Raw genomic sequence first — 20,768 nt, 5'->3', positions numbered from 1 at the left:
AACGAGAAAAAACCGCCATCCTCAACAATGAGGATAGCGGTGGAAATGAGAGCAGAATTACTTCTCAGCAGGTGTTTCCGTATTCCGGATTGTCAATGCTGGATTATGGGCAAAGAAGTTGTGTGGCATGATGTGTACCGTCTTCCATTCCGTTGACATGACAGGCCAATCCTCCATTCTCGGGATGTGATGAAAACCCGCCGTAAACCAAGTGACGATATCTGCATTCATCAAAGAGCGATCTTCTTTCACCCACTCAGCAAGCGTGTCAGAGCCATCACTTTGCACGGCATATTTACCGCCGGCGTATCGCTGTTCGGGGTCGTAAGCTGTGTTCCAAACCGCGTATTGAATATACGCGTTACGCTTCATTGGCGGGTCATTTTCAAAGTCGAACGGACCATACGCTACTGAGCCATGATGTAACATGTAGCCGGGATGATGCCCTAAATACCCATCGCGGTTTGCGTTGCTGATATGCAAGTACCTCGGCTTGGCTGTCGACGTTTTGTATCTTGCATCGAGCTCAGAATCGAGCATGGTATGTTTCACTTCCCACATTGACCGACGTGGTACAGATGGGTCAACCGTGGCGGGAACAATGTCCATGGTCGCCGCATGATTCATGGGTTGGTCGATATCAAAATCAATCCGGAAATTGAAATAGTGGTCATGATTTGCGGCAACCAAATTCGGCGCAATCAAGGTGCCATAACGGGTATCTTCCTTGTAGCTTTCGCTGTCGGTGTTCACCGACGCCACGCCTTTCACCGCATCGAGACCTGATGCCCCAACTTTGACATAGAGTTGGCCGTCTTGCTTAAGGCGATAGTCAATCAGGTAGTCATAGTTACCCACTTCTGACGCGGTGCGGATAACCAATTCCGTTTCAGGACGCCCTTCAGCAGGAACGAACTTATCAGGCCCTTGCTCAAACACTTCATAATGACGCCAAGCCGGATCGCCGATATTGCGCTCGAAAATACAAATCGCGTTGGGAATTTCAAGTGGATTACCTTGGTCATCCGCAATCATTGCAGGTAAAAACGTCGCGTAGACTGGGCAATCAATCCCCGCCTCAAGTGGCGTCATGAAAAGACCAAAGCCGTACTCACCGCTGTCCATGTAAGTGCGCCAGTACCAGCCTTCCGTCGGATCCATATAGGGAACGAATACTTCTGACAAATGCGCTTGATAGATAATCGGACGCCACGTGCCTTGGTCGTTCACGTCGATATTCGAAACCACGAGACCCGCGCGTTTCTCGGTACGGAAATTCAAACGCCAGATATCCCATTCAAGGTGGCTACCCTCAATGGTGTAATTCGGCTCACCAGTCTGCGTCACAACCGCCGGATTCGTTTTCGGTCTCAATGGGACACGTTTAGCCACTTCTTCCTCTGTATATCCCCAGTCATCCGTTGGAAGCGGAACGGCACCAGTATCAATGATTTCTACGACTTCCTTTTTACCAATATCATAAGTCGCAAACAGGCCTTCTATGGGTTTCGCATAATAGTTTGAGCCTGTAGGAAGGACATAACACGGCACTTTCATCAGGCGCGAGTTTTCAAATGCCTCGGTGAAGAAATTCCCTGCCGTTAATGGAAGACAAAAAACGTCATCAGGTTTCAAGCCGCGCTTGGCTAACCCTTTTTCCATGTCTGGATGAGAAGTCGCACCGGTCAACGCACCGATAAACTCTTCAAACAAGATCATAGGCTGCCCACTGCCTTTGATAAGTTGATTAGACTCCACTTTCTTCTGAGTGATGTTGACCACTGCTTCGTAAAAACCGTCTGGCCCCGTCATCACAACCGTTGCATGTCTATCCAGCGGTTGACCTTTTTTCCAAGCCAGTACCGTCACTTTTGGCGGCTCTTTTAAATCAATCAATGGAAAGAGCGTCTTTTCATTCGCCAATTCAGACGCACGAAGGATACTCTGAATATCCTCATATTCCTTGGCACTCAAGCCATCAAGCGGGTGAGCATGTAAGTTCGTTGATAGCAACGCCATCAAGGTAAGCGTTAGAAACAATATCCTTTTAAGCATCATCGCTTATCTCCTTTCATCCTTTTCACGTCAATTCTCCTTTACCTTATAGTCCGCAAGGTTTCTCTTCTTGGTGCAGGACGTCAGACCCGTTGGAGCTTAACGACAGGAAAGCAGCGGATTGAATCCCAACCCGCTTCAGTAACTACTGTTTCAGTAAGGGAGAAGCCTCTACGACAGAGGCAATGAGATCGGCCTGATGAGGCTGACATTCCTGCCCGCCCATTCCCCCAACAATAGGTAAGAAGGGGTCTTCAAGCTCCGTTTTTACACCACTTAGTGCTTCCATGACCGCTAAACCACAATACGGCACATAGGCCGTGGAATAACCGCCTTCATGAATACAAAGCAGGTGACCATTGCAGAGTTTTTCTGCCGCAGCGACCAAGGCCTCGGTCATGTAGCGGTAGGTTTCACTCGTTGCCATATTACGACCAAGGGGGTCAATCGCGCTGCCATCAAACCCAGAGGACACGATGATGATCTCCGGTTTAAAAGCCTCCAGCGCAGGAAGCACGACATCTTCAAACGCCTTGCGATAAGCCCCGTCACCAGAGCCCGGAGGCAGTGGAACATTGATGTTGTAGCCTTCACCACTGCCCTCACCTCGCTCATCCAGCGCACCTGACAGGGGTGGATAAAAGTTATCTTGATGAATGGAAATGGTCAGAACACCTGCATCGTTATAGAAAGCACCTTGCTGGCTGTTCCCGTGGTGAACATCCCAATCAACGATGGCCACACGTGCCAAACCATGCACATTTCTGGCGTAATTGGCCGCGATAACACCATTGCCAAAAATACAGAACCCGCGCCCCATATCCGGCTCAGCATGATGACCCGGCGGCCTTACCAAGCAATATGCATTGTCGACGTGTCCTCCCATCATCCGGTCCATGGCTTCCAGACAGCCGCCCAAGCTCATCAAAGCGATTTCATAGCTGCCCGGACCAAAGGGAGTCAGCTCCCCGGCATCACCGCCGTTGGCGTCACTCATCGCTCGGATGTTGTCGATATAGTCTTGGGTATGGAAGCTAAGCAAGTCGTCATTGTCAGCAAGTCGTGGTGTGATAGTCGTTAGAGAGTCAGAAAGGCCGGCTACGTTCAGTAAGTTCAGAAAACGCCGCTTAGTCTCCGCGTTTTCTGCATGCTTGTCGGGTTGAATTGTCAAACCTGGGGGAAGGAACGCCGCGGCCTCGCCGGTGTTGTGCCAGAAATAAAGTTCATGTGTCACCAATCCTGTTTTTCTCATCGTGTACCTCCTTGGAAACGTGATTAGCCATTTGGCATACCAAACAACCTAGGAGGCAGGCGCAGATCCGTGAATGATGCAAATGCATTGTTCTGCATTTTTTCGCGCGTTTTCTCTGATGGTGTATCACATTAGGGAACGGTATTTTTCCACCAACTCCACTTTGTTTCTTATCCCGAGTTTCAGGTAGATTGATTGCAAGTGATTGCGCACTGTTGCTGGCGCGCGATGGATCTCTTCCGCAATCTCCATGTAGGTTTTCCCCTGTGCAAACAGCTCCGCCACCTGCGCTTCCCGCTCCGTCAATTCTGAAAGTAATGACGATGGGTAAGCCCGCAAACACCAATAACTATCCATCGATTCAAACGTTAACGTGAAGTGTCGCCCTTTCCATGAGGTAGTTTTGCACTGCGCACTTTGTTGAATCTCTTCCGGTAGAACACACCCATCCCAATCTGGGTAATCACGTTTTATTAACGCTGTGAAACCGAGAGAAGGCGTATTCAACATGAACCCGCTGTCAAACATCGCGACTTCGACAGCGTTGTTCGTTGGTGTGTTTTGGCTCGTTAACACCGAAAATTCGAGGCAATGATTGAGGCTAAGTGCGATATGAGGCATGACAAGGCGAAGGCAGTCTTGGTCTTCCGGTCGGAACGCGACCGCTTTCTTATTTCGGTATAGCGAAAGAAAATCCACCAGCATACTGTCACCCATGTTTCCTTTTGCATCCAGCAACAGTTCGGGGTCTACCTTCATGAATGAGAGCACATGATAAATGTCATGATGCCAGAGGAAATCACACAGTGCGTCGCTCATCGATTCGACGTGAACCTCTGCCATAAAGGGCTCTGACGCATTGTTATAGAGATTTTCAGCGATGGTGTCGCAATCGGCGATTTTCTGCCATTGCTCAAAGTAGTTCTCTGGAAGTTGGAACAGTGAATTACCATGCACTTCCGGCGTGTCAGAGTGCTCGGGGAAAAGTGCCCGTCCCCACCATGCACTGTCGAAGTGAATAAGTTGACGAAGCTGAGTGATGGTCCACTGCTTAAAATCGTCGGGCTGCATATGGCGAGAAGCCTGATAGAGCAGAGTCACAAACTGCAATATTTCTTCGGTTGTTGAGACGCTTTTGCCCTTCATTAGCCGCTACTCCATGACTACCAAACCTGCCATAAAAGCTTACATCCAAATCACCGACTATGTAGATATCCAATTAGGATTGGGTCGTTTGGCGAGATGTAAAAAAGAGAAGGCTAGTCTTTCATTTTCTCCAGTTTGGCATCCAACTTTTCAAGCACGCGGAGAAAGTCGCGATACTCCACGGTATCAAGCACATCAATCAGCTCGGCTTCCCAATCCAGCGCTTTGGGTGCGATTTTTGCGTACAGTTCATGTCCGGCTTCGCTAAGCGACAGAAACGAGGCGCGGTTATCCGTGCTGTCTTTCACCTTCTGCAAAAGCCCCTTATCTTCCAACAATTTTACCGCGCGGGAGACTCGGGATTTATCCATAAACGTGATGTCGCCAATGTCTTTTGCATTCAGCTTTTCGTGCTCAGCCAACCGCGCAAGAATGCGCCATTCGGGAATAGAAACATCAAACTCTTCCCGATAGATTTTCGAGCAGGCATTGCTGATCCCATCCGCCAAGTTCACCATCCGATACGGAAGAAACTGGTTAAGCATTAATGTGCGATGTTTTTTCTGTGCCATTCTTAATCCTGTAAGGCGTCCCAAACTTCTCTGTCTTTCTTTGCGGTCCAGATTTCGGGCCAGTCTTTACCTTCAAATTCGTCCCATAATCGTTTTACGTCAAAGGGTAAGCAATGCTCAAATATCGGCCACGCACCGAATTTGGGGGCGAGTAATTTATGCGTTTCCTCAAATGCTTCTTTCAGGGTTCCACCCCGTTTATGCACCGCACCAACGGTATCCAGCATGCCCGTTAAAAAGCCACGAGTTTGCTCAATCGCTGCATTGACCGCGTCGTTACCACGCGCAACCGCCCCACGGCCACCGACTAATATATCAGCTTGATATGACTTTACTTTATCCAGAGTTTGAGATGACCAGTCAAAGTGGAATGCATCTCCGGTATAGAGCGCTGCTTGCGCCTCAACCAAATCCCCTGCAAACAGGATTTTGTGTTTCGGCAACCAAGCGACAATGTCCCCCGCCGTATGCCCACGGCCACAATGCTCAAGCACCAAACTTCCGCGTTCGCCGCCAAGTGGGATTTCAATACGGCTATCAAACACCACGTCTGGGTGCGTTAACCCCGGAATGCCTTCAGGTTCTCTGAACAAGCGCGGCATACGTCCAAATTCACTTTCCCAATCCTGCTGTCCACGCTCTTCAATCAGCATTTTCGTGCTCTCGTGCGCAATAATGGTTTCTGCATCAAAGGCCGATGCCCCCAACACCCTCACCGCATGGTAATGAGACAAAACCAAATACTTCACTGGCTTATCCGTATGTTCTCTTAGCAAAGCCAGCCAATCCTGCGCCGCTTTGGGAGTCGCCCTTGCTTCAAAGGCGATGATAAAGTCTTCCGCCTCTATTGCACCCACATTGGGATCACCCTCTGCCGTTAATGCATACACACCGTCAGCCAATATCTCGAGGGTTTCCTGTTTGTCACCTAAGTCAGCAGATGAAGCGAATGGTTTTATTGCCATGGTGGGCTCCTTGAACGTTATTAACTTCCTAAAACCAACATAGCAAATAATCTCATACGAGAATTTATATAATGCACTGCTATCTTACAAATAGGACTCAAGGAGACACGACCGAAAAATCAGCATCTGAGAATAATTATAAATTACCTCTTATATTCAGAAATATAGATGCATATCCACAACGCCACTTAACGACAAACCACCAACTCCTCTCATATTCGACACACCGACTTGCTTGATCCCTCATCAAATCGCGCCTTACATTTAATATCACATGAGAACATATTGAATGGATGTTTATGTTATCGACGTATACCAATCCGGTTTATCCCTATTCAAGAAATGAAGACCAAGATTCAGAGCGTCCTTCTCATCACAAGGTAGTGATTGTCGGAGGAGGACCTGCTGGCTTATCCATGTCCATAGACCTTGCGAAGCAGGGCGTTAAGTCCGTCGTAATTGATGACAACAACACCGTCAGTATCGGTTCACGTGCTATTTGCTTTGCTAAGCGAACACTGGAAATCATGAATCGCTATGGCTGCTCGGAACGTATGGTGTCAAAAGGGATCACATGGAAACGGGGCAAGGTTTTTTTTGGGGAGGAAAAGGTTTACGAATTCGATTTGTTACCCGAGAAGCACCACAAACTCCCTGCTTTTATTAACCTTCAACAGTATTACTTCGAAGAATATTTGGTCAATGTAATCGAGACCTTACCTGAGGTTGATCTTCGCTGGAAAAACAAGTTACAGACTGTCGATGCACGAACTGATATCAACCTTCTGACCATCGACACGCCCGAAGGAAGCTACCAGATTTCCTGTGATTACCTTATCGTTGCGGATGGTGCAAATAGCCCTATTCGGAACCAACTCGGTTTGGAGAGTAAAGGCCAAGTTTTTCAGGACAGATTCCTGATTGCCGACGTCGTCATGAAAGCCGACTTTCCCACCGAACGCTGGTTTTGGTTCGAACCGCCCTTTCACCCAGAGCAATCGGCGCTGTTGCATCGTCAGGCTGACAATGTGTGGCGTATCGACTTGCAACTCGGGTGGGATGCAGACCCCGAATGGGAAAAACGGGAAGAGAACATTCGCCCGCGTATCGAAGCCATGCTAGGACAAGACAAACACTTCGACCTTGAATGGGCGAGTGTGTATACCTTCCAATGCCGAAAGATGGATGACTTTATTCATAAGCGGGTATTTTTTGTTGGTGACGCAGCGCACCAAGTCAGTCCATTCGGCGCACGTGGCGCAAACGGTGCCATTCAGTCTGTAGAAAATTTAGCGTGGAAACTTTGCCGCGTGCTGAACCACACCGCACCGCCCAAATTGCTTCGAACCTACAATGACGAACGCCAGTATGCCGCAAAAGAAAACATTCTGAATTCGACCCGCGCCACCGACTTTATTACCCCAAAAAGCAACATGAGCAAGGTATTGAGGAATGCGACACTTAACCTCGCAAAAATCTACCCTTTTGCCCGTCCGTTGATTAACAGCGGCAGATTATCCACTCCCTGCACTTACCGACACTCGGTGCTAAACACGCCGGACAGGGATACGTTCGAAAATGCGCCGCACTTAGGTAGTCCGGTTTCAGATGCGCCAGTGCAACATCACGCTCATGATTCCTGGTTATTGGATTGGGTGGGGAATCAGTTCGTACTCATGGTGGCAGAAGGTGGTGACAAGCAGGATGAGCTTCTGGCTGAACTGTCGAACATTGACGATTTGGAAGTGCTGCTTATCAGTCGCGATCAACGATCAGCACGCCACCAAGGCATCACCCGACAGACGGCCATCACTCAATTGACCGACATGCAGGGTTTACTCCACCAAAGATACGACTTGTCTGAAGGCGCTGCGTATCTCTTTCGTCCTGATCAGGTGATCACCGCTCGCTGGCGACAGCCCACCTTTAACGACGTAACAAACGCCATGCAGCGCGCGCTGGGACATCATATGAAGGAAGCACAATGAAATTAAACACCGAGCCCAATTTTACCGATGGCGATGCATTCTACGCATCACTCGCCAACATCTATAACGCATTATCGCCAGAAGACGTGATGACAGTGAACGCCAAGTTGGTTCTGCTGCTCGCCAACCACATTGGCGATCAAGCCATTTTGGAAGAAGCCATAGCAGCAGCGACACAATAGCCGCTGCCTCGTCTCACCGAACTCACCTTAGTGGGTCAGTACTTTATGGATCAGCTGTGTTCTTCCCCTCACATTCAGCTTCTCGAAAAGGTGCTTGATGTGAGTGCGAACCGTGGTGAAAGAAACATTGTACCGTCGGGCAATTTCTTTGTCGGAGAGACCTTGCATCACCGCCATACACACATCGACTTCACGCGAAGTCAGGTGATACTCCTCGACCAAAAAATCTTCATCTATCGCAGAAGGGGTATGAATATCCGGGATAGCCTCGGGCCTGGCATCTTCTGTCACAAATGCATCGGGTCTTGCCTGCTTCATGGCATTGGTGAAAGCAGTCCCCATTGCGTTAACGATTTCCACGTCTCTTTTGGTGAAGTCATTGCGTCTGCGACTTCGCCATACCCGCAGATCACCGATGTTCTGGCGACCATCGTGAGCATGGAAATTCAATCCATACGTCAGCCCATCGATAGACAGAAAATCATTAAAGAACTCTGTCTGCTTCAACGAATGGTGCGGCATGATTTGACTCACTGCCGTCGCCTGCTTACGTTGCTGCAACTTGGGCGTAATGGGATCGTGATACTGAAAATAGCTTTCATAGTGCGTGAGATTGTCGTCAGACATATTTATCGCCACACGATGGGAGAAGCCGCATCGCGGCCCGTCCCATACATAGGAAGCAAAGTAATCAGCATCAAGGAGATCCAGCAAGCATTTTCCCACTTGCTGGCGCATTTCCGAGCATTCCATGCCCGCATTCAAACACTCTGCAATCTGGAATACTGCATGAGTTTCTCGCATAGACAGGTTCACAACGTCCCCCTGTTACACTAATTTATCCATAAAGAAAATTAGGTAAACCCAGAGCCAAAGCGGGGATGAAGATAATGGCAAAAAGCCTCACCATATCTGCCACCCAAAATGGCATTACACCGCGAAATACCGTGCGATTATCTAGGTCCTTGAACATACCGCTCAGCACAAACACATTCATACCAACCGGCGGCGTAATTAAGCTGATTTCCGTGACCACCACGACCACAATGCCAAACCAAATCAGATCAAAACCCATGCTCTGAACCACGGGATAAAACACAGGCACGGTTAATAGCATCATCGACATGCTTTCAAGTACGGTCCCAAGCATCAGGTAAATCACGATGATCATCAAAAACACGAGCATGGGTTGAAAGTCTTGCGTGGTCAGGAAATGCACCAAGCCTTCTGGTAACCCTGCACGGTTAATGAAGTTGGAAAAGATCAACGCGCCGAGCACGACAAAGAAGATCTTCGCGCTCATCACCGCCGTTTCAAAAAGCACTTCCTTTAGCAGTTTTTTAGTGAGCAAATCACGCAAATAGACAATCACCAATGCGCCAAAACTGCCGATACCAGCCGCTTCTGTCGGCGTAAAAATACCCAGATAAATCCCGCCCATGATCACGGTAAACAACGATGCAATACCTGCGATGCCTTTATAAGCCTCGCACTTTTGCTGTGTCGTCATTTCATGCCCGCGAGGGCCTGCCTCTGGTGAACGCCACACCACGTATTTTACCGCGGCCAGATAAAACAAAATGCCTAACACACCCGGAACGAAACCTGCTGCAAAGAGTTCTCGGATGCTTTGTTCGGTCAAAATGCCATAAATGATCAAAGCGACGCTGGGAGGGATAAGAATGCCAAGCGTCCCGCCTGCGGCAATACACGCTGATGCCAAGCTGTCGGCATAACCAAACCGACGCATAGAAGGGATAGCCACCTGCCCCATGGTCGCTGCCGTTGCCAGACTGGAGCCACAAATCGCAGAAAATCCGCCACATGCAGTGATGGTTGCCATTGCCATACCGCCACGGTGATGCCCCACTAAGGCGTTAGAAGCACGAAACAATTCAACCGACATCCCCGAGCGACTGATCAAATTCCCCATCAAAATAAACAAGGGAATCACGCTCAACGCCGGGTCTTGCAAAGTATCAACAATTCGGCGGGCACTGATGGTCAAGGCGGCGGTGAAGTTGAAATCCAGCAAGGAGGCATAGCCCACCACACCCACCAGCGTCATGGCATACGCCAATGGCATGCGTAAGACACACAGCAACAGGACAATCGCAAGTCCGATCAGGGCACTAATCATGACGCTCTCCCTCCATGCACTCGACATGGTTTTCTAACGTGGCCATTGAGCAAACCCCGCGAAACAAAAACGCAAAGGCACTGAGCAGCAAACAAAATGCAATCGCATACATTGCCCATGACGCAGGAATTTCGAGATACTCTGTCACCAATCGTTTTCTGTCAGCGCGCGCTGCCAATTTATAAACACTCATCGCCAGAAAAATGCACCCACCACTAAGAGCAAGGGAGTAAATCCGCTCAATCCATTTGGCTAGCGTTGGGCGGATGGCATCAGTGAATAAATCCACGCGGATTTGATCATCTTTAAACACAAGCAGCGGCAACATCAGCATGACCAAGACTAACAACATAAAACCGGTCAATTCGCTGCCCCCTAATATGGGTGTACCCAGAATATATCTACCCAGTACATCCAACACGGTTAAGAACATCATGCCTATCAATGCCACAGCACTTGTCCATTTCATCAACGGAAACAGGTAGCAACATCCTTGTTGGAACAATGACCAATAATGTTGGCCAATGCCTGTTTTATTGTTGACCATTGGTCACCTCATAGGCCTGTGCCGCATCGCGAAATGCTTTTAACGCCGCATTGGCATCTACATCGCGATCATCCACTGACTCAACCCACGCCTGATCCAAGTCACCCGTTACCGCAGCGAAATACGCCAAATCCTGACTCGATGCATCAACGATTTGGTTTCCTTTTTCACGTGCGATACCTTCCGCATAATCATCCGCATCTGCCCACGCTTTTGCCGCCATTGCAGACAGCTTCTCACCGGATACCGCCATAATGGCTTCTCGGTCTTTATCAGACAGTTCGTCCAACGCATCTTCGCTCAGGAAAATACCGAAACTGCCCAAATACATGCCGTGCGGCAATTTCAGGGTATAAGGTGCGACTTCATGGAGTTTCAGCGTCGTTTTGGTCGACATGGGGTTAAACACACCGTCTACGACACCTTGCGTCAGCATTTCATAGATTTTATTCGCCGGAGCCGCCACGCCGGTGACACCAAGGCGCTCACCAATCGCAGACTGAATACCGCCGCCAACACGGATTTTTTTGCCTTTGATATCTTCAAGGCTATCCAAAGGTTCACGCATGTGGATCTGGCCGGGGCCATGGGTAAATACACCGACAAGCTCAACGCCGTCATGCTCTCCCGCATTGGCAAGGTACTCCTCATGAATCTGCCAATGCGCCACCGATACCGCCTCTGAACCGGCATTGTGGTTAGGCAATTCCGCGAGACTCGTGAGCTTAAATTGACCCGGGAAATAACCGTGGTAGGTCCACGCTCCATCAACAGCGCCGTCTTCCACCAAATCAATCAGGCTGTTCGGACTTCCAAGATCATAAACCAAAGCGATCTTTACCCTTCCTTCTGTGGCCTCTTCAATCCAACTCCCCCACGTTGGTAACACCGTCTTATTCATTGCGGCAGCTGGGGAAAGCCATGTGGCAATTTTAAGTTCAACCTCTGCCATCACACTCATTGGAACAAAAAGTAGACCTACTGCAACTCGCCATAACACTCGTTTCATTACAACCTCACAATCCGTTACGATACACATAATGACAATATTTAACATATAACGTAACATGTCATAACAACAAACTAACATTCAGATAAATGCGTTGATTCTCTTTCTTGAAACAAGCCTGCACTCAAGACTCATAAAAACAAAAGGTTAGAAATAAAATGCATCGACACAAGGTGCGTATATGGCTGAATGGGTATAGATAGGCACAGCTCTGAAACAGTCAGATTGGCGATAAGAGGTAAACTTTTTGTCATCATCGGCAAGAGAGAGTTGTGTTGCCTCTTTCTTTGTTCAAGCTTTTATGACTCGAAATTTTGCGCGAAGCCGAAATTTCGAACCAGTTTAAATCAGGAAAATCTGAGCAAGCGCGCTAACAAGGAGGGCTGTCGTGTTATCCCATCTTAGATTGAGCCAAACTAAGCCAAGCCTCGTGCATCTCGACGAGTTGCAAACCCAGATAACCGCGTCATGTGGCCAGTATTCACTTGAACCTAAACACACCGACAACCCATCACTTCAAGGTGCCATTGAGCCTTTTATGCTATCTCGCTATGAGGCCATCAGTGTGTGCATGAATGTGGGTCAGGTGACACGGTCAGAGCGCATGATCAGACAAGACCCCGGTGATCATCTGTATATGCTGGTTCAAGATAAAGGCCGTTGTGTCATTGAGCAAAATGACAAGCAACACACCTTGTTTCCCGGCGATATTTTTGTCGTCGACTCAACACAGCCGAGTCGCTTTATCCTTAATGGCAATGCATCAAGGCAAGTCTCCATTCACCTCCCGCGAGAAGAGATGCTCCACCGATACGGAAAAGCCATTACCGGAGGTGTCATGGTGGAGCATGATGATCCACTGCGCACCGCACTTATTGCCGTGGTAGCAAAATCAATGGAGGAAGGCATGCCGGACTCCTGCGCCCGCTTAATGGATTCGACGTTTGACCTTTTAGGGATTTACATCGACGGCCGAGAAAAGCAGAAAAGCCAAAGCGAGCGCGAAAAACAAGGCGTACTTGGGCGGGCACTCTCTCTGATCGACCGGAACTTCAACGACCCAACCTTCGATGCTGGGCAACTTGCCGTCAAGCTGGGTGTATCCAGTCGCACGCTCCAACGTCAGTTTCAATCTCTTGGGGAATCGCCGACACGAAAACTCATCAATACCCGACTCGATAACGCCAAAGCATTGTTGATGGGCATGTCCCAACGTGACGCTCACAGCTCTGTGACCAACGTGGCCTATCACTGTGGCTTCAGCGACCTCTCTTATTTCTATAAAGAGTTTCATAAGCGTTTTGATATGGCACCGGGTGCGATGGTGAACTGTCGCCAATAGCCAACGGGTTTGGCGGTTTGTTCCAAGTCACTCAAGTTAACTCATCCTATGGTGGAGAGAGAATACGCATCAACGAGGATTGGAAATATGAGTACGGAAACACAAGACACCGCAACGCCATATTTAATGACCGTGAATGGGCAGAGCAGAAGCGCAGACACTTACTTTAAGGTGCTAAACCCTTCTACACAGGCCACCGTTGGATTGGCTCCACAATCAAACCAACACGATGTCGACGCGGCAGTTGCAGCCGCACACGCCGCCTTCCCTGCTTGGTCATCAACACCACAGGAAGAGCGAATCGCCCTCTGCCAACAAATCGTCACCCTACTCAAAAAAAACAGCGAAGCGTTAGCCACACTGATCACCCAAGAACAAGGCAAGCCGCTGAACGGCCTAGGTTCTCGCTGGGAAATAGGCGGTGCTTGCGCGTGGGCGGAATACACTGCTAGCCTGAATCTGGGTGTCAAAGTGCTACAAGATAACGAAGAAGGCCGACTTGAACTTCACCGCAAACCTTTGGGGGTTGTCGCCTCCATTACACCTTGGAATTTCCCGGTTCTGATCGCGATTTGGCACATCATGCCCGCGCTTGTCACTGGCAATACCGTCGTCATTAAGCCCTCTCCCTATACCCCGCTTTCAACCTTAAAACTCGTACAGCTGATGAATCAGGTATTGCCACCTGGCGTGGTGAATGCCGTCGCAGGCGAAGACAACCAAGAAAACAGCGTGGGACAAATGCTGTCATCACACCCTGACGTTCGTAAGGTGGTGTTTACCGGTTCAACCGCAACGGGCAAATCCATCATGCGCACCGCAGCAGACTCCATGAAAAGGCTCACCCTCGAATTGGGCGGAAACGACGCGGGCATCGTCCTCCCCGATGCCGATCCAAACGCTATCGCTGAAGGGCTTTTCTGGGGAGCCTTCATCAACAACGGGCAAACCTGCGCCGCACTTAAGCGCCTTTACGTGCATGACAGCATCCATGACGAGGTTTGCGACGCATTGGTGGAATTCGCCAAACAGGTTCCGTATGGCGATGGCATGGATGAAGGTTCCATTCTTGGCCCACTGTGCACCCCTTTTCAGTTTGAAAAAGTCAGCCGCCTTGTCTCGGAAGCGGCAATCAAAGGGACAGTGCATCTCGGAGGCAAAGCTGCAAACGGTCAGTTTTTCCCACCCACCATTATCTCTGGATTAAAAAATGGCGACTCACTGGTCGATGAAGAGCAATTTGGGCCCGCTCTCCCCATCATCCGCTACACCAACATCGAAGACGCCATTCAGGCAGCCAATGACAGCAGCTCAGGCCTTGGCGGTTCTGTTTGGTCGTCAGACACGCAAGCCGCAGCAAATGTGGCGAAGCGTCTCGAATGTGGCTCAGTCTGGATAAACCGACACGGTATGATCCAGCCCAACGCACCGTTTGGTGGGGTAAAAAGCTCAGGTCTAGGGGTGGAGTTTGGCGAAGAAGGATTAGCCGAATACACCGATATTCAGGTGGTATTTAATTAAACCCAAACGACCTGAAGATCCGCGCTAAATCCTGCATCTTCAGGTTATTTGGGTATATACCCAAACAACCCGAAGAAGCTCGAATTCAGAGGTCATCAATGCGCTCAATTCGAGGCAAATTTTGCGTGGAATAGTCTTTCTATTTCCGAGGAATTTAACGAAGAAGTGGTGCATTGAAGCCCTCCCTTTGGGCGAGTTGACGGGCGTCGTGCTCTTTGTTGCCCCTTTTTGATGGAGGTGACTACACCTGCAAAGGGACGCCGCGATCACAACACCCGTCAAACTCGCTGAATCCTGCATCTTCAGGTTGTTTGGGTATAGAGGAGAAACTATGTCTGCTTTTGAAAACGCAACCAAGTTCTTTCATGCTTGTGAGTCAGGCAAGGGTTGGGAGGCCTGCAAAGGCTTTGCTGAGCCCAATGCTGGGTTCGATTCGCAAGCTTTCGCTCTCACTGACATTCAAACACTGGAAGCCTACACCCATTGGATGCACAGCATTACCAACGGCCCTATGGCAGGCAGCCATTATGAACTCACCACCTCCGCCTTTGACGATGAGAAAAACACCGCGATTTTCTTTGGTACCTTTTTCGGTATCCACAGCGGGGAAGGTGGACCAGTGCCGGCCACAGGGAAAAAGTGCGCAAGTCACTATGTGTATGTGATGCAATTATCTGAACAAGGCAAAGTCACGCATATGACCAAAATCTGGAATGATGGCTGGGCGCTCAAAGAACTTGGTTGGATGCAGTAGACAATCGACGAGCCGCCAAATAAGGCGGCTCTTGTTGTTCAACCATTAGTGCTTTTCAGGCAGTTCAAAGCGTTCGATAAAGTATTGAATGATGTCATCCGTCTTATCAATATGCCGCATACCCGTTGGTGCTGACACCGAGAACTTCTCCGACCCAAACTGATCCCCTTCAATTAAGACAAGATTTGGACACACTTGATTAGCCTCTCCCAGATGCTCGGGAAGATCACCCCGTGGTTTCTGAAAATCGACATACCTGACTTCTACGTTATGTCGAATCTCTGGAAACATCGCCATCAATCCTTCAACCCGCATACAGTATGGGCAGAAGTACTTTTTTCCACCGTCGTTAAAGTCTCGCTTAAGCAAATACAAAATCATGATCGCCTTCCTTGGTAACAGCATAAAAAACCATAATACGCTTCTCACGCATTTAGTATCGAATCAAAACTGATAATTGTACCAAGTCGCGATGGGTGTGAGGGTTAGGTTGCGGCTTAAAGGCGAACATGACCGAAAGAAGTAAATGGCTTTGTTAGAGAGGATTGGCTGCTGACGCAGCCAAAAGAATGTTATGCCTTATTAAACGGAGAAAGGATCATGTGTGTTAGTTGCGATTTTGACGCAAATAACGTTCTAACCAACGCCCATCAAGCTGAATTTTTACATTTCGCCAAATTCCGCCTATGAAACCTGACAGGGAAATAAACGAAAAATTTTGAGACTTTGTACGGGCAATTAGTTCACTATTCCCCCACGTAGTTTGCATTTTTTCAGCCAACTCGACAGGTAAAAAGAATTGAAGCTCAAACCATCCAGATTGACCCGGTTCATAATTGACAGGAGTAAAACGCCAATGTCCATCTCGCTCCCCTCTCAGCCGACAATAGACTATATCTTCTTCGAATACATGTGGAGGTAAAGGGTCTTCAGTCAATAAATGCAAAGGCCAGCGACCTTGTAACATACCGAAATATGACCCCCCAATATCGTTCAAATGTTCCGATACATTTTGAATGGAGGCAATTCCAGTTTCTGTAAAGTGAGTACTGAGATAGTCATCTGGATATCGATCTTCAAGAATGTTCCTAAATCTAGATCTAACTTCTGATAGGTCTCGAGTGCCTACATTTGTTAAAGCACTTTCATCAAGAGACTCAATAGCTTCGATAACCGGCTGAATTACTGGTATTCCTCTGTATTCAATAAGAAATATCTGATGTGCTACTGCATAATCTATCGCAGGCTTTGTATAGCCCGATACACTGAAAATCGCTGATTGATAATTGAAACGAATTGCAGATGTTTTCGAAGCATCACGATGTTTAGTAAAGTAATTTTCAGAGATATCTTTAAGAACACCTACAGAGTTTCTAACAACTGGAATTCCCACTCTTTGGTTAGGATAGCACTTAGCCTCCACCAAAAGCCTTAATGGAAACATGAATGCCGGAGTTTGCTCTTGTTCAGCTAGCGCATCTATTTGGTGCCATGCTCCTCTACCTTGCACTTCTAAACCAGAACTATTTACTTCTAAATCGGAGCTATCCACCGAATCTAGCGGTTCTCTTACAATCTTGTATCCCACTTTTTTAAGTAAGTACAAAACCGCTTCTTCCAGCATTGCACCGCGAATTTGGGCTACTGTTGCCATTTATTATCCTCTAGTAACTAACGAATGACATGGACTCCCCCTCACGATGATTTACCACACTTATGTGTTGCTTCTAATACCGGAGGTAACCATGTCTTCTCAATTCTTTTGAGGCATCGACCTCGCCAAACACCACTTTTTCTGCACGCTTTTGATGACCGAGGTAAGGTCATTATTCACAAATCTGCCCTGCACTCTAACTCACTGACCACATTAGCAAATATTCCATCTATGTGCATAGGCATTGAAGCGTGCTCTGGAGCGCATTATTGGGCCAAAGAGTTCATCAAGCTAGGGCGATGCATTTACTTTATGTTGAGGAACAAAACTGTCTTTGATGAACGTCGATTCTTACCCAAGTAAATTTCACGGTTGGCATGCAGCGGTGAGATAGCATTGAGAGTCTTTCTATAAGTGTTTGCCGTAAGTAACGACTTAATGGCGGAAATGACAGAACGAAGTAGACGCCTTTGGGGTTCGAGAGCATTGGCTGCTAGCGCAGCCAAAAGAATGCTATTGCCTATTGACCGGAGAAGGGCTCATATGTGTTAGTAGGCTATTTTCCACTCTGCGTGAAAAGATTGGGAACCGTTTTGATAATATTTCGAGTTAGTTCAGATTCTGACTTAGCTTTCTCCAACTCAACAGTTGTTTGCCCTTTCTCCAAAACAAAGTTTCGCTCCGTGTTTGCCAAAGAGCTAATTGAAACCTTCAACGCATCATCGTTACCAGTTACCAAAGCGTAATTAACTGCAAACAACTTTGACTCCACATTTGTAAGTTCATTTTGAAAGTACTTAATTTCGTCAAGTCCATTTTTGTATAATCTAAGGAAAAAGTACGCAAATATTTCAATGAAGATAATCAACATGATTCGAGGAAGTATTGGTAATACAAGGTTTTTGATAAACTTAGTATTTGATTCAGTTCCTTCAGAAGCTAGTTGCTTTAAGAGCTCAGAAGAATCAACCATTGATACCGTTGTCCATAGAAGGTATAAACCACCTGCAGTTATAGCCATACCAATCAACAGGTTTATGTTCGCACGTAACCTTAAATCAGAAATCTCCCTAAACAAGCGTTGTGCTATTACACGAGATTCCTTTGAAAGATTTTCGTAGGCTAGACTCTTTTTTACTTCGGAACGAAGTAGTTTAGTTTCATTGTTGAATATATCCTTAATACTTTTCTCGCTCGAACGCTCAACAATTGCTTCAATGACTTTAGTTTTATCATCATCTGTTAGGTTTGCGCCAAGCTCGAAGTTATTTAGTCTTTGTAGAATTTCTTTGATGTCTAACTTAGATTTTTCGGCATCATTCCTTGTTGTTTCTAAGCTATTGCTTACTTCTTCCTTATACTCAGAAATGTCTTTTTCAATAGCGGAATAGTGACTAGTCTGCTTTTTAATCTTATTCATCAACTGATTGTATGATTTATCTTCTAGCGTTTCATTGCCGCCTGACTGTAGATAAGCCAAACCAAATGACACTATTGCCAACAATAAAGATGTAAAAATTACAAAATCATTATCTGAGGTTGTACGAAAAACACTTTCTAGATATAACCTAAAGTCAGGAAAGTAGTAAGTAGCAACAGCAATGCCAAGAAAAAACAGACCGATAAGTACTATTAGTCTTCGATTTTCGATAATTTTCTTAATTGAATCAGTAATCATTGATAAGAACTCAAAACAGAATATCACTCCATATTACACCATCATGCAACCTAAGGTATTGCTGTAGAACAACATTTACCAGTCTACTAACAGTGTATTAGAAGGCAAAATGTCGGAATCAAATACGACACTTTCTCTTTTAATAACAATGGCACTGATTCTATCACTGACTAAAGTATTGTTTTAAAAGAAATTTATCGCCAATCACAAAACTGTGACGTAAAAAAAGGACAAATCGTCCCTTTTGTTGCGATGGGGTAAAGTAGTTTAACTCCGTTTGTAAAATCCGTACTTAACGAAACTAAGTGCAATCTCGCTTTTTTCGCCTACACCGTTTTTAATCCGCAAACTTCGGCTTGATGCTTTCATCAATCACCATACGCTTTCGGTCTACTTCAATTGCTTTCAACGGCTCTACTTGCTGCATGGTCGCAAGACAACGTTCGGTGAGTTCAATATAGCCATCGGTACCTAAACTCTTCCAAGAAACTTCTTTTTCACTCAGTTCACGGATGACTTTGGCAGGGCTGCCAAGGGCGAGCATTTTTGAGGGGATGTTTTGTTGGGAGGCCACAAGGGAGTGAGCGGCGACGATGCTATGGGCACCAACCACCGCGCCGTCCATCACCACCGAATTCATGCCAATTAGTGCGCCTTCTTCGATAATACAGCCGTGTAATATGGCGCTGTGTCCGATATGTCCGCGTTCATGAACCACGACATCGATACCGGGGAAGGCGTGAATCACGCAGTTGTCCTGCACATTGGCGTTGGCTTTGATGTGTATTCGGCCAAAATCGCCCCGTAAACTGGCAAAAGGCGCGATATAACTGCCCCGCTCTACAATGACATCACCAATTAACACCGCTTCTGGGTGAACGTAAGCACCCTCTTCAACCACGGGCGAAATACCATCTAATGCATAACAGGGCATGACTACTCCTTAGTCTGTTTTTTTCAGTTCAGCGTGATGCCTCCAAAGCGCTCACAAAACTGTTTATCAGCTTTCGGTAATTGGCCATCCGCAGCTCGGGCAACAGCATCAACGTGTCGCTCTGCCGGATAAGCCACCAGATTGTAGATATTGTGTGTTAGTGTGCGTGCGGCTTTACCCGGCCAGTTACTCGGTAATAACTCTTCGGGTAATGGTGGATATTTCAACAACGCGCGACGATAAATATGGATCAGTAATGTGCGCACCTGAAAGGCCTGCGCGGGCTCCAGTTGGTCACCGTTATCCAGCAATGCGAGAACTGGCCGAAACTGGCTCAGCAAAGTATCAAATCTGTCTTCAACTTCTTCCAGTTGCCAAAGCTTGGCGACCAGCGATTTCAGGTTAGTTTCGTTCCCTTCCGCAAGGTCGCAAGACGATGCTTCGAACACGAGGGCTTTCTCATTCAGGTCATGTTTTGCCAATAACTGTCGCGTTATTTCTTTGTCTGCCCGTGGATATAGCATGACGGAGGTAGAAAGGATCGCATAACCTGCCGATTCCAGAAGCTTTCTGGCATCCATCAACTCGCTGCCACTTAATGAAGGCAATGCAACCATCTGCCACTTTCGATTCCAGTCAGCATCGTGCGCACTGTAAATGCGCTCTTCTGCTGCAGTGAAGCGATCCATGGCATCTTCGGTCACGTGGTAGAAACTATAGCGACCACTGCGCTCTGCCACTAACCAACCGTCTTTCACTAAACGAAACACCGAGGTTCTGACAAATCGGTCAGACACATTGAAGACACTCAAAAGTTCAATCAGGCTGGAAAGGCTGATTGAACCGCCGCGACGGGCAAGAATGTCACCGAATACTGTCATGATAAGTGAGGTGCCGCTGACTGAATCAGCGGCGAGTATGTCTGAAAGCAACTTCCCTAGCTTTGGTTCCATAAGGCTTGACCCATAAGTTTTCATCAATAAATGTAGCGCTTTGTTATTTGTATCTGACAAGGCAATTAGCCTCATG

At 47.5% G+C, this 20,768-nt stretch carries 19 protein-coding genes and 1 pseudogene; 6 read left to right on the top strand and 14 right to left on the bottom strand.

Going from position 1 to position 20,768, the window contains the following annotated elements; genetic code table 11:
• Nucleotides 1–57 precede the first annotated feature (57 nt).
• The 5 genes from L4D06_RS22790 to L4D06_RS22770 all read right to left on the bottom strand — a co-directional run bounded on the left by L4D06_RS22790 (nt 58) and on the right by L4D06_RS22770 (nt 5,990).
• Nucleotides 58–2,058 (bottom strand): copper amine oxidase, encoded by a 2,001-nt coding sequence (locus tag L4D06_RS22790; protein ID WP_429741569.1) that lies wholly within the window; start codon nt 2,056–2,058, stop codon nt 58–60.
• Between the two features lie 142 nt (nt 2,059–2,200).
• Nucleotides 2,201–3,307 (bottom strand): class II histone deacetylase, encoded by a 1,107-nt coding sequence (locus tag L4D06_RS22785; protein WP_429741567.1) that lies wholly within the window; start codon nt 3,305–3,307, stop codon nt 2,201–2,203.
• 126 nt (nt 3,308–3,433) lie between these two features.
• Complete coding sequence (locus L4D06_RS22780; protein WP_429741566.1) at nt 3,434–4,453, bottom strand: response regulator transcription factor; 1,020 nt, start codon at nt 4,451–4,453, stop codon at nt 3,434–3,436.
• Nucleotides 4,454–4,566: 113 nt separating this feature from the next.
• Nucleotides 4,567–5,025, bottom strand: coding sequence for a MarR family winged helix-turn-helix transcriptional regulator (locus L4D06_RS22775; RefSeq protein WP_429741564.1), 459 nt, complete (start codon nt 5,023–5,025; stop codon nt 4,567–4,569).
• A 2-nt stretch (nt 5,026–5,027) separates the two neighbouring features.
• A complete protein-coding gene (locus L4D06_RS22770; RefSeq protein WP_429741562.1) occupies nt 5,028–5,990 on the bottom strand; it encodes an MBL fold metallo-hydrolase in 963 nt (320 codons plus the stop codon).
• A gap of 299 nt (nt 5,991–6,289) precedes the next feature.
• Between L4D06_RS22770 and L4D06_RS22765 the strand changes: the two genes are divergently transcribed.
• On the top strand, nt 6,290–7,978 hold the full coding sequence (locus tag L4D06_RS22765; RefSeq protein ID WP_429741560.1) for an FAD-dependent oxidoreductase: 1,689 nt from the start codon (nt 6,290–6,292) through the stop codon (nt 7,976–7,978).
• Nucleotides 7,975–8,160 carry a DUF2783 domain-containing protein gene (locus L4D06_RS22760; protein ID WP_429741558.1) on the top strand — a complete coding sequence of 62 codons (186 nt, stop codon included), beginning with the start codon at nt 7,975–7,977 and terminating at the stop codon, nt 8,158–8,160. Before L4D06_RS22765 ends, L4D06_RS22760 begins: the two co-directional genes overlap by 4 nt.
• Before the next feature lie 27 nt (nt 8,161–8,187).
• Here L4D06_RS22760 and L4D06_RS22755 read toward each other — a convergent pair whose 3' ends face one another.
• The 4 genes from L4D06_RS22755 to L4D06_RS22740 are packed head-to-tail and all read right to left on the bottom strand — an operon-like array spanning nt 8,188 to nt 11,856.
• Nucleotides 8,188–8,976 (bottom strand): response regulator transcription factor, encoded by a 789-nt coding sequence (locus L4D06_RS22755; RefSeq protein WP_429741556.1) that lies wholly within the window; start codon nt 8,974–8,976, stop codon nt 8,188–8,190.
• Between the two features lie 22 nt (nt 8,977–8,998).
• A complete protein-coding gene (locus tag L4D06_RS22750; protein ID WP_429741554.1) occupies nt 8,999–10,300 on the bottom strand; it encodes a TRAP transporter large permease in 1,302 nt (433 codons plus the stop codon).
• Entirely contained in the window at nt 10,293–10,847 is a 555-nt protein-coding gene (locus tag L4D06_RS22745) for a TRAP transporter small permease (protein WP_429741552.1), read from the bottom strand. Before L4D06_RS22745 ends, L4D06_RS22750 begins: the two co-directional genes overlap by 8 nt.
• Nucleotides 10,834–11,856: a TRAP transporter substrate-binding protein gene (locus L4D06_RS22740; protein ID WP_429741550.1), complete on the bottom strand. Its 1,023-nt coding sequence runs from the start codon at nt 11,854–11,856 to the stop codon at nt 10,834–10,836. The genes L4D06_RS22745 and L4D06_RS22740 overlap by 14 nt, the downstream gene beginning before the upstream one ends.
• Before the next feature lie 388 nt (nt 11,857–12,244).
• On the opposite strand from L4D06_RS22740, the gene L4D06_RS22735 reads away from it, so the two are divergent.
• The 3 genes from L4D06_RS22735 to L4D06_RS22725 all read left to right on the top strand — a co-directional run bounded on the left by L4D06_RS22735 (nt 12,245) and on the right by L4D06_RS22725 (nt 15,473).
• Nucleotides 12,245–13,198: a helix-turn-helix domain-containing protein gene (locus L4D06_RS22735; protein ID WP_429741548.1), complete on the top strand. Its 954-nt coding sequence runs from the start codon at nt 12,245–12,247 to the stop codon at nt 13,196–13,198.
• A gap of 87 nt (nt 13,199–13,285) precedes the next feature.
• Entirely contained in the window at nt 13,286–14,719 is a 1,434-nt protein-coding gene (locus tag L4D06_RS22730; protein ID WP_429741546.1) for an aldehyde dehydrogenase family protein, read from the top strand.
• A 331-nt stretch (nt 14,720–15,050) separates the two neighbouring features.
• Nucleotides 15,051–15,473, top strand: coding sequence for a hypothetical protein (locus L4D06_RS22725; RefSeq protein WP_429741544.1), 423 nt, complete (start codon nt 15,051–15,053; stop codon nt 15,471–15,473).
• A 45-nt stretch (nt 15,474–15,518) separates the two neighbouring features.
• On the opposite strand, the gene L4D06_RS22720 is transcribed toward L4D06_RS22725, so the two are convergent.
• On the bottom strand, nt 15,519–15,854 hold the full coding sequence (locus L4D06_RS22720; RefSeq protein WP_429741542.1) for a DUF3088 family protein: 336 nt from the start codon (nt 15,852–15,854) through the stop codon (nt 15,519–15,521).
• 226 nt (nt 15,855–16,080) lie between these two features.
• Nucleotides 16,081–17,127 (bottom strand): hypothetical protein, encoded by a 1,047-nt coding sequence (locus tag L4D06_RS22715; protein WP_429741541.1) that lies wholly within the window; start codon nt 17,125–17,127, stop codon nt 16,081–16,083.
• A 115-nt stretch (nt 17,128–17,242) separates the two neighbouring features.
• Between L4D06_RS22715 and L4D06_RS22710 the strand changes: the two are divergent.
• A pseudogene (locus tag L4D06_RS22710) lies at nt 17,243–17,424 on the top strand (IS110 family transposase); the annotation flags it as partial.
• A 259-nt stretch (nt 17,425–17,683) separates the two neighbouring features.
• Here the strand turns inward: L4D06_RS22710 and L4D06_RS22705 are convergent.
• The 3 genes from L4D06_RS22705 to paaX all read right to left on the bottom strand — a co-directional run bounded on the left by L4D06_RS22705 (nt 17,684) and on the right by paaX (nt 20,692).
• The gene (locus L4D06_RS22705) at nt 17,684–18,805 is read right to left on the bottom strand and encodes a hypothetical protein (protein WP_429741539.1); all 1,122 of its coding nucleotides are present in this window, start codon (nt 18,803–18,805) and stop codon (nt 17,684–17,686) included.
• 337 nt (nt 18,806–19,142) lie between these two features.
• Nucleotides 19,143–19,739: a phenylacetic acid degradation protein PaaY gene (locus L4D06_RS22700; protein WP_429741537.1), complete on the bottom strand. Its 597-nt coding sequence runs from the start codon at nt 19,737–19,739 to the stop codon at nt 19,143–19,145.
• Nucleotides 19,740–19,762: 23 nt separating this feature from the next.
• Nucleotides 19,763–20,692, bottom strand: coding sequence for a phenylacetic acid degradation operon negative regulatory protein PaaX (gene paaX / locus L4D06_RS22695; RefSeq protein ID WP_429741535.1), 930 nt, complete (start codon nt 20,690–20,692; stop codon nt 19,763–19,765).
• Nucleotides 20,693–20,768 lie beyond the last annotated feature (76 nt).

Origin of the sequence: Enterovibrio makurazakiensis, from assembly GCF_050336585.1 — a bacterium.
Lineage (GTDB): Bacteria > Pseudomonadota > Gammaproteobacteria > Enterobacterales > Vibrionaceae > Enterovibrio > Enterovibrio gelatinilyticus.
The sequence above is the reverse complement of the archived record's forward strand: the minus strand, read 5'-3'. Positions and strand labels throughout refer to the sequence as shown.

Coding starts and splice junctions, on each gene's coding strand:
- L4D06_RS22790 (WP_429741569.1), bottom strand. CDS start 2,058: ATGATGCTTAAAAGGATATTGTTTCTAACGCTTACCTTGATGGCGTTG.
- L4D06_RS22785 (WP_429741567.1), bottom strand. CDS start 3,307: ATGAGAAAAACAGGATTGGTGACACATGAACTTTATTTCTGGCACAAC.
- L4D06_RS22780 (WP_429741566.1), bottom strand. CDS start 4,453: ATGAAGGGCAAAAGCGTCTCAACAACCGAAGAAATATTGCAGTTTGTG.
- L4D06_RS22775 (WP_429741564.1), bottom strand. CDS start 5,025: ATGGCACAGAAAAAACATCGCACATTAATGCTTAACCAGTTTCTTCCG.
- L4D06_RS22770 (WP_429741562.1), bottom strand. CDS start 5,990: ATGGCAATAAAACCATTCGCTTCATCTGCTGACTTAGGTGACAAACAG.
- L4D06_RS22765 (WP_429741560.1), top strand. CDS start 6,290: ATGTTATCGACGTATACCAATCCGGTTTATCCCTATTCAAGAAATGAA.
- L4D06_RS22760 (WP_429741558.1), top strand. CDS start 7,975: ATGAAATTAAACACCGAGCCCAATTTTACCGATGGCGATGCATTCTAC.
- L4D06_RS22750 (WP_429741554.1), bottom strand. CDS start 10,300: ATGATTAGTGCCCTGATCGGACTTGCGATTGTCCTGTTGCTGTGTGTC.
- L4D06_RS22745 (WP_429741552.1), bottom strand. CDS start 10,847: ATGGTCAACAATAAAACAGGCATTGGCCAACATTATTGGTCATTGTTC.
- L4D06_RS22740 (WP_429741550.1), bottom strand. CDS start 11,856: ATGAAACGAGTGTTATGGCGAGTTGCAGTAGGTCTACTTTTTGTTCCA.
- L4D06_RS22730 (WP_429741546.1), top strand. CDS start 13,286: ATGAGTACGGAAACACAAGACACCGCAACGCCATATTTAATGACCGTG.
- L4D06_RS22725 (WP_429741544.1), top strand. CDS start 15,051: ATGTCTGCTTTTGAAAACGCAACCAAGTTCTTTCATGCTTGTGAGTCA.
- L4D06_RS22720 (WP_429741542.1), bottom strand. CDS start 15,854: ATGATTTTGTATTTGCTTAAGCGAGACTTTAACGACGGTGGAAAAAAG.
- L4D06_RS22715 (WP_429741541.1), bottom strand. CDS start 17,127: ATGGCAACAGTAGCCCAAATTCGCGGTGCAATGCTGGAAGAAGCGGTT.
- L4D06_RS22705 (WP_429741539.1), bottom strand. CDS start 18,805: ATGATTACTGATTCAATTAAGAAAATTATCGAAAATCGAAGACTAATA.
- L4D06_RS22700 (WP_429741537.1), bottom strand. CDS start 19,739: ATGCCCTGTTATGCATTAGATGGTATTTCGCCCGTGGTTGAAGAGGGT.
- paaX (WP_429741535.1), bottom strand. CDS start 20,692: ATGGAACCAAAGCTAGGGAAGTTGCTTTCAGACATACTCGCCGCTGAT.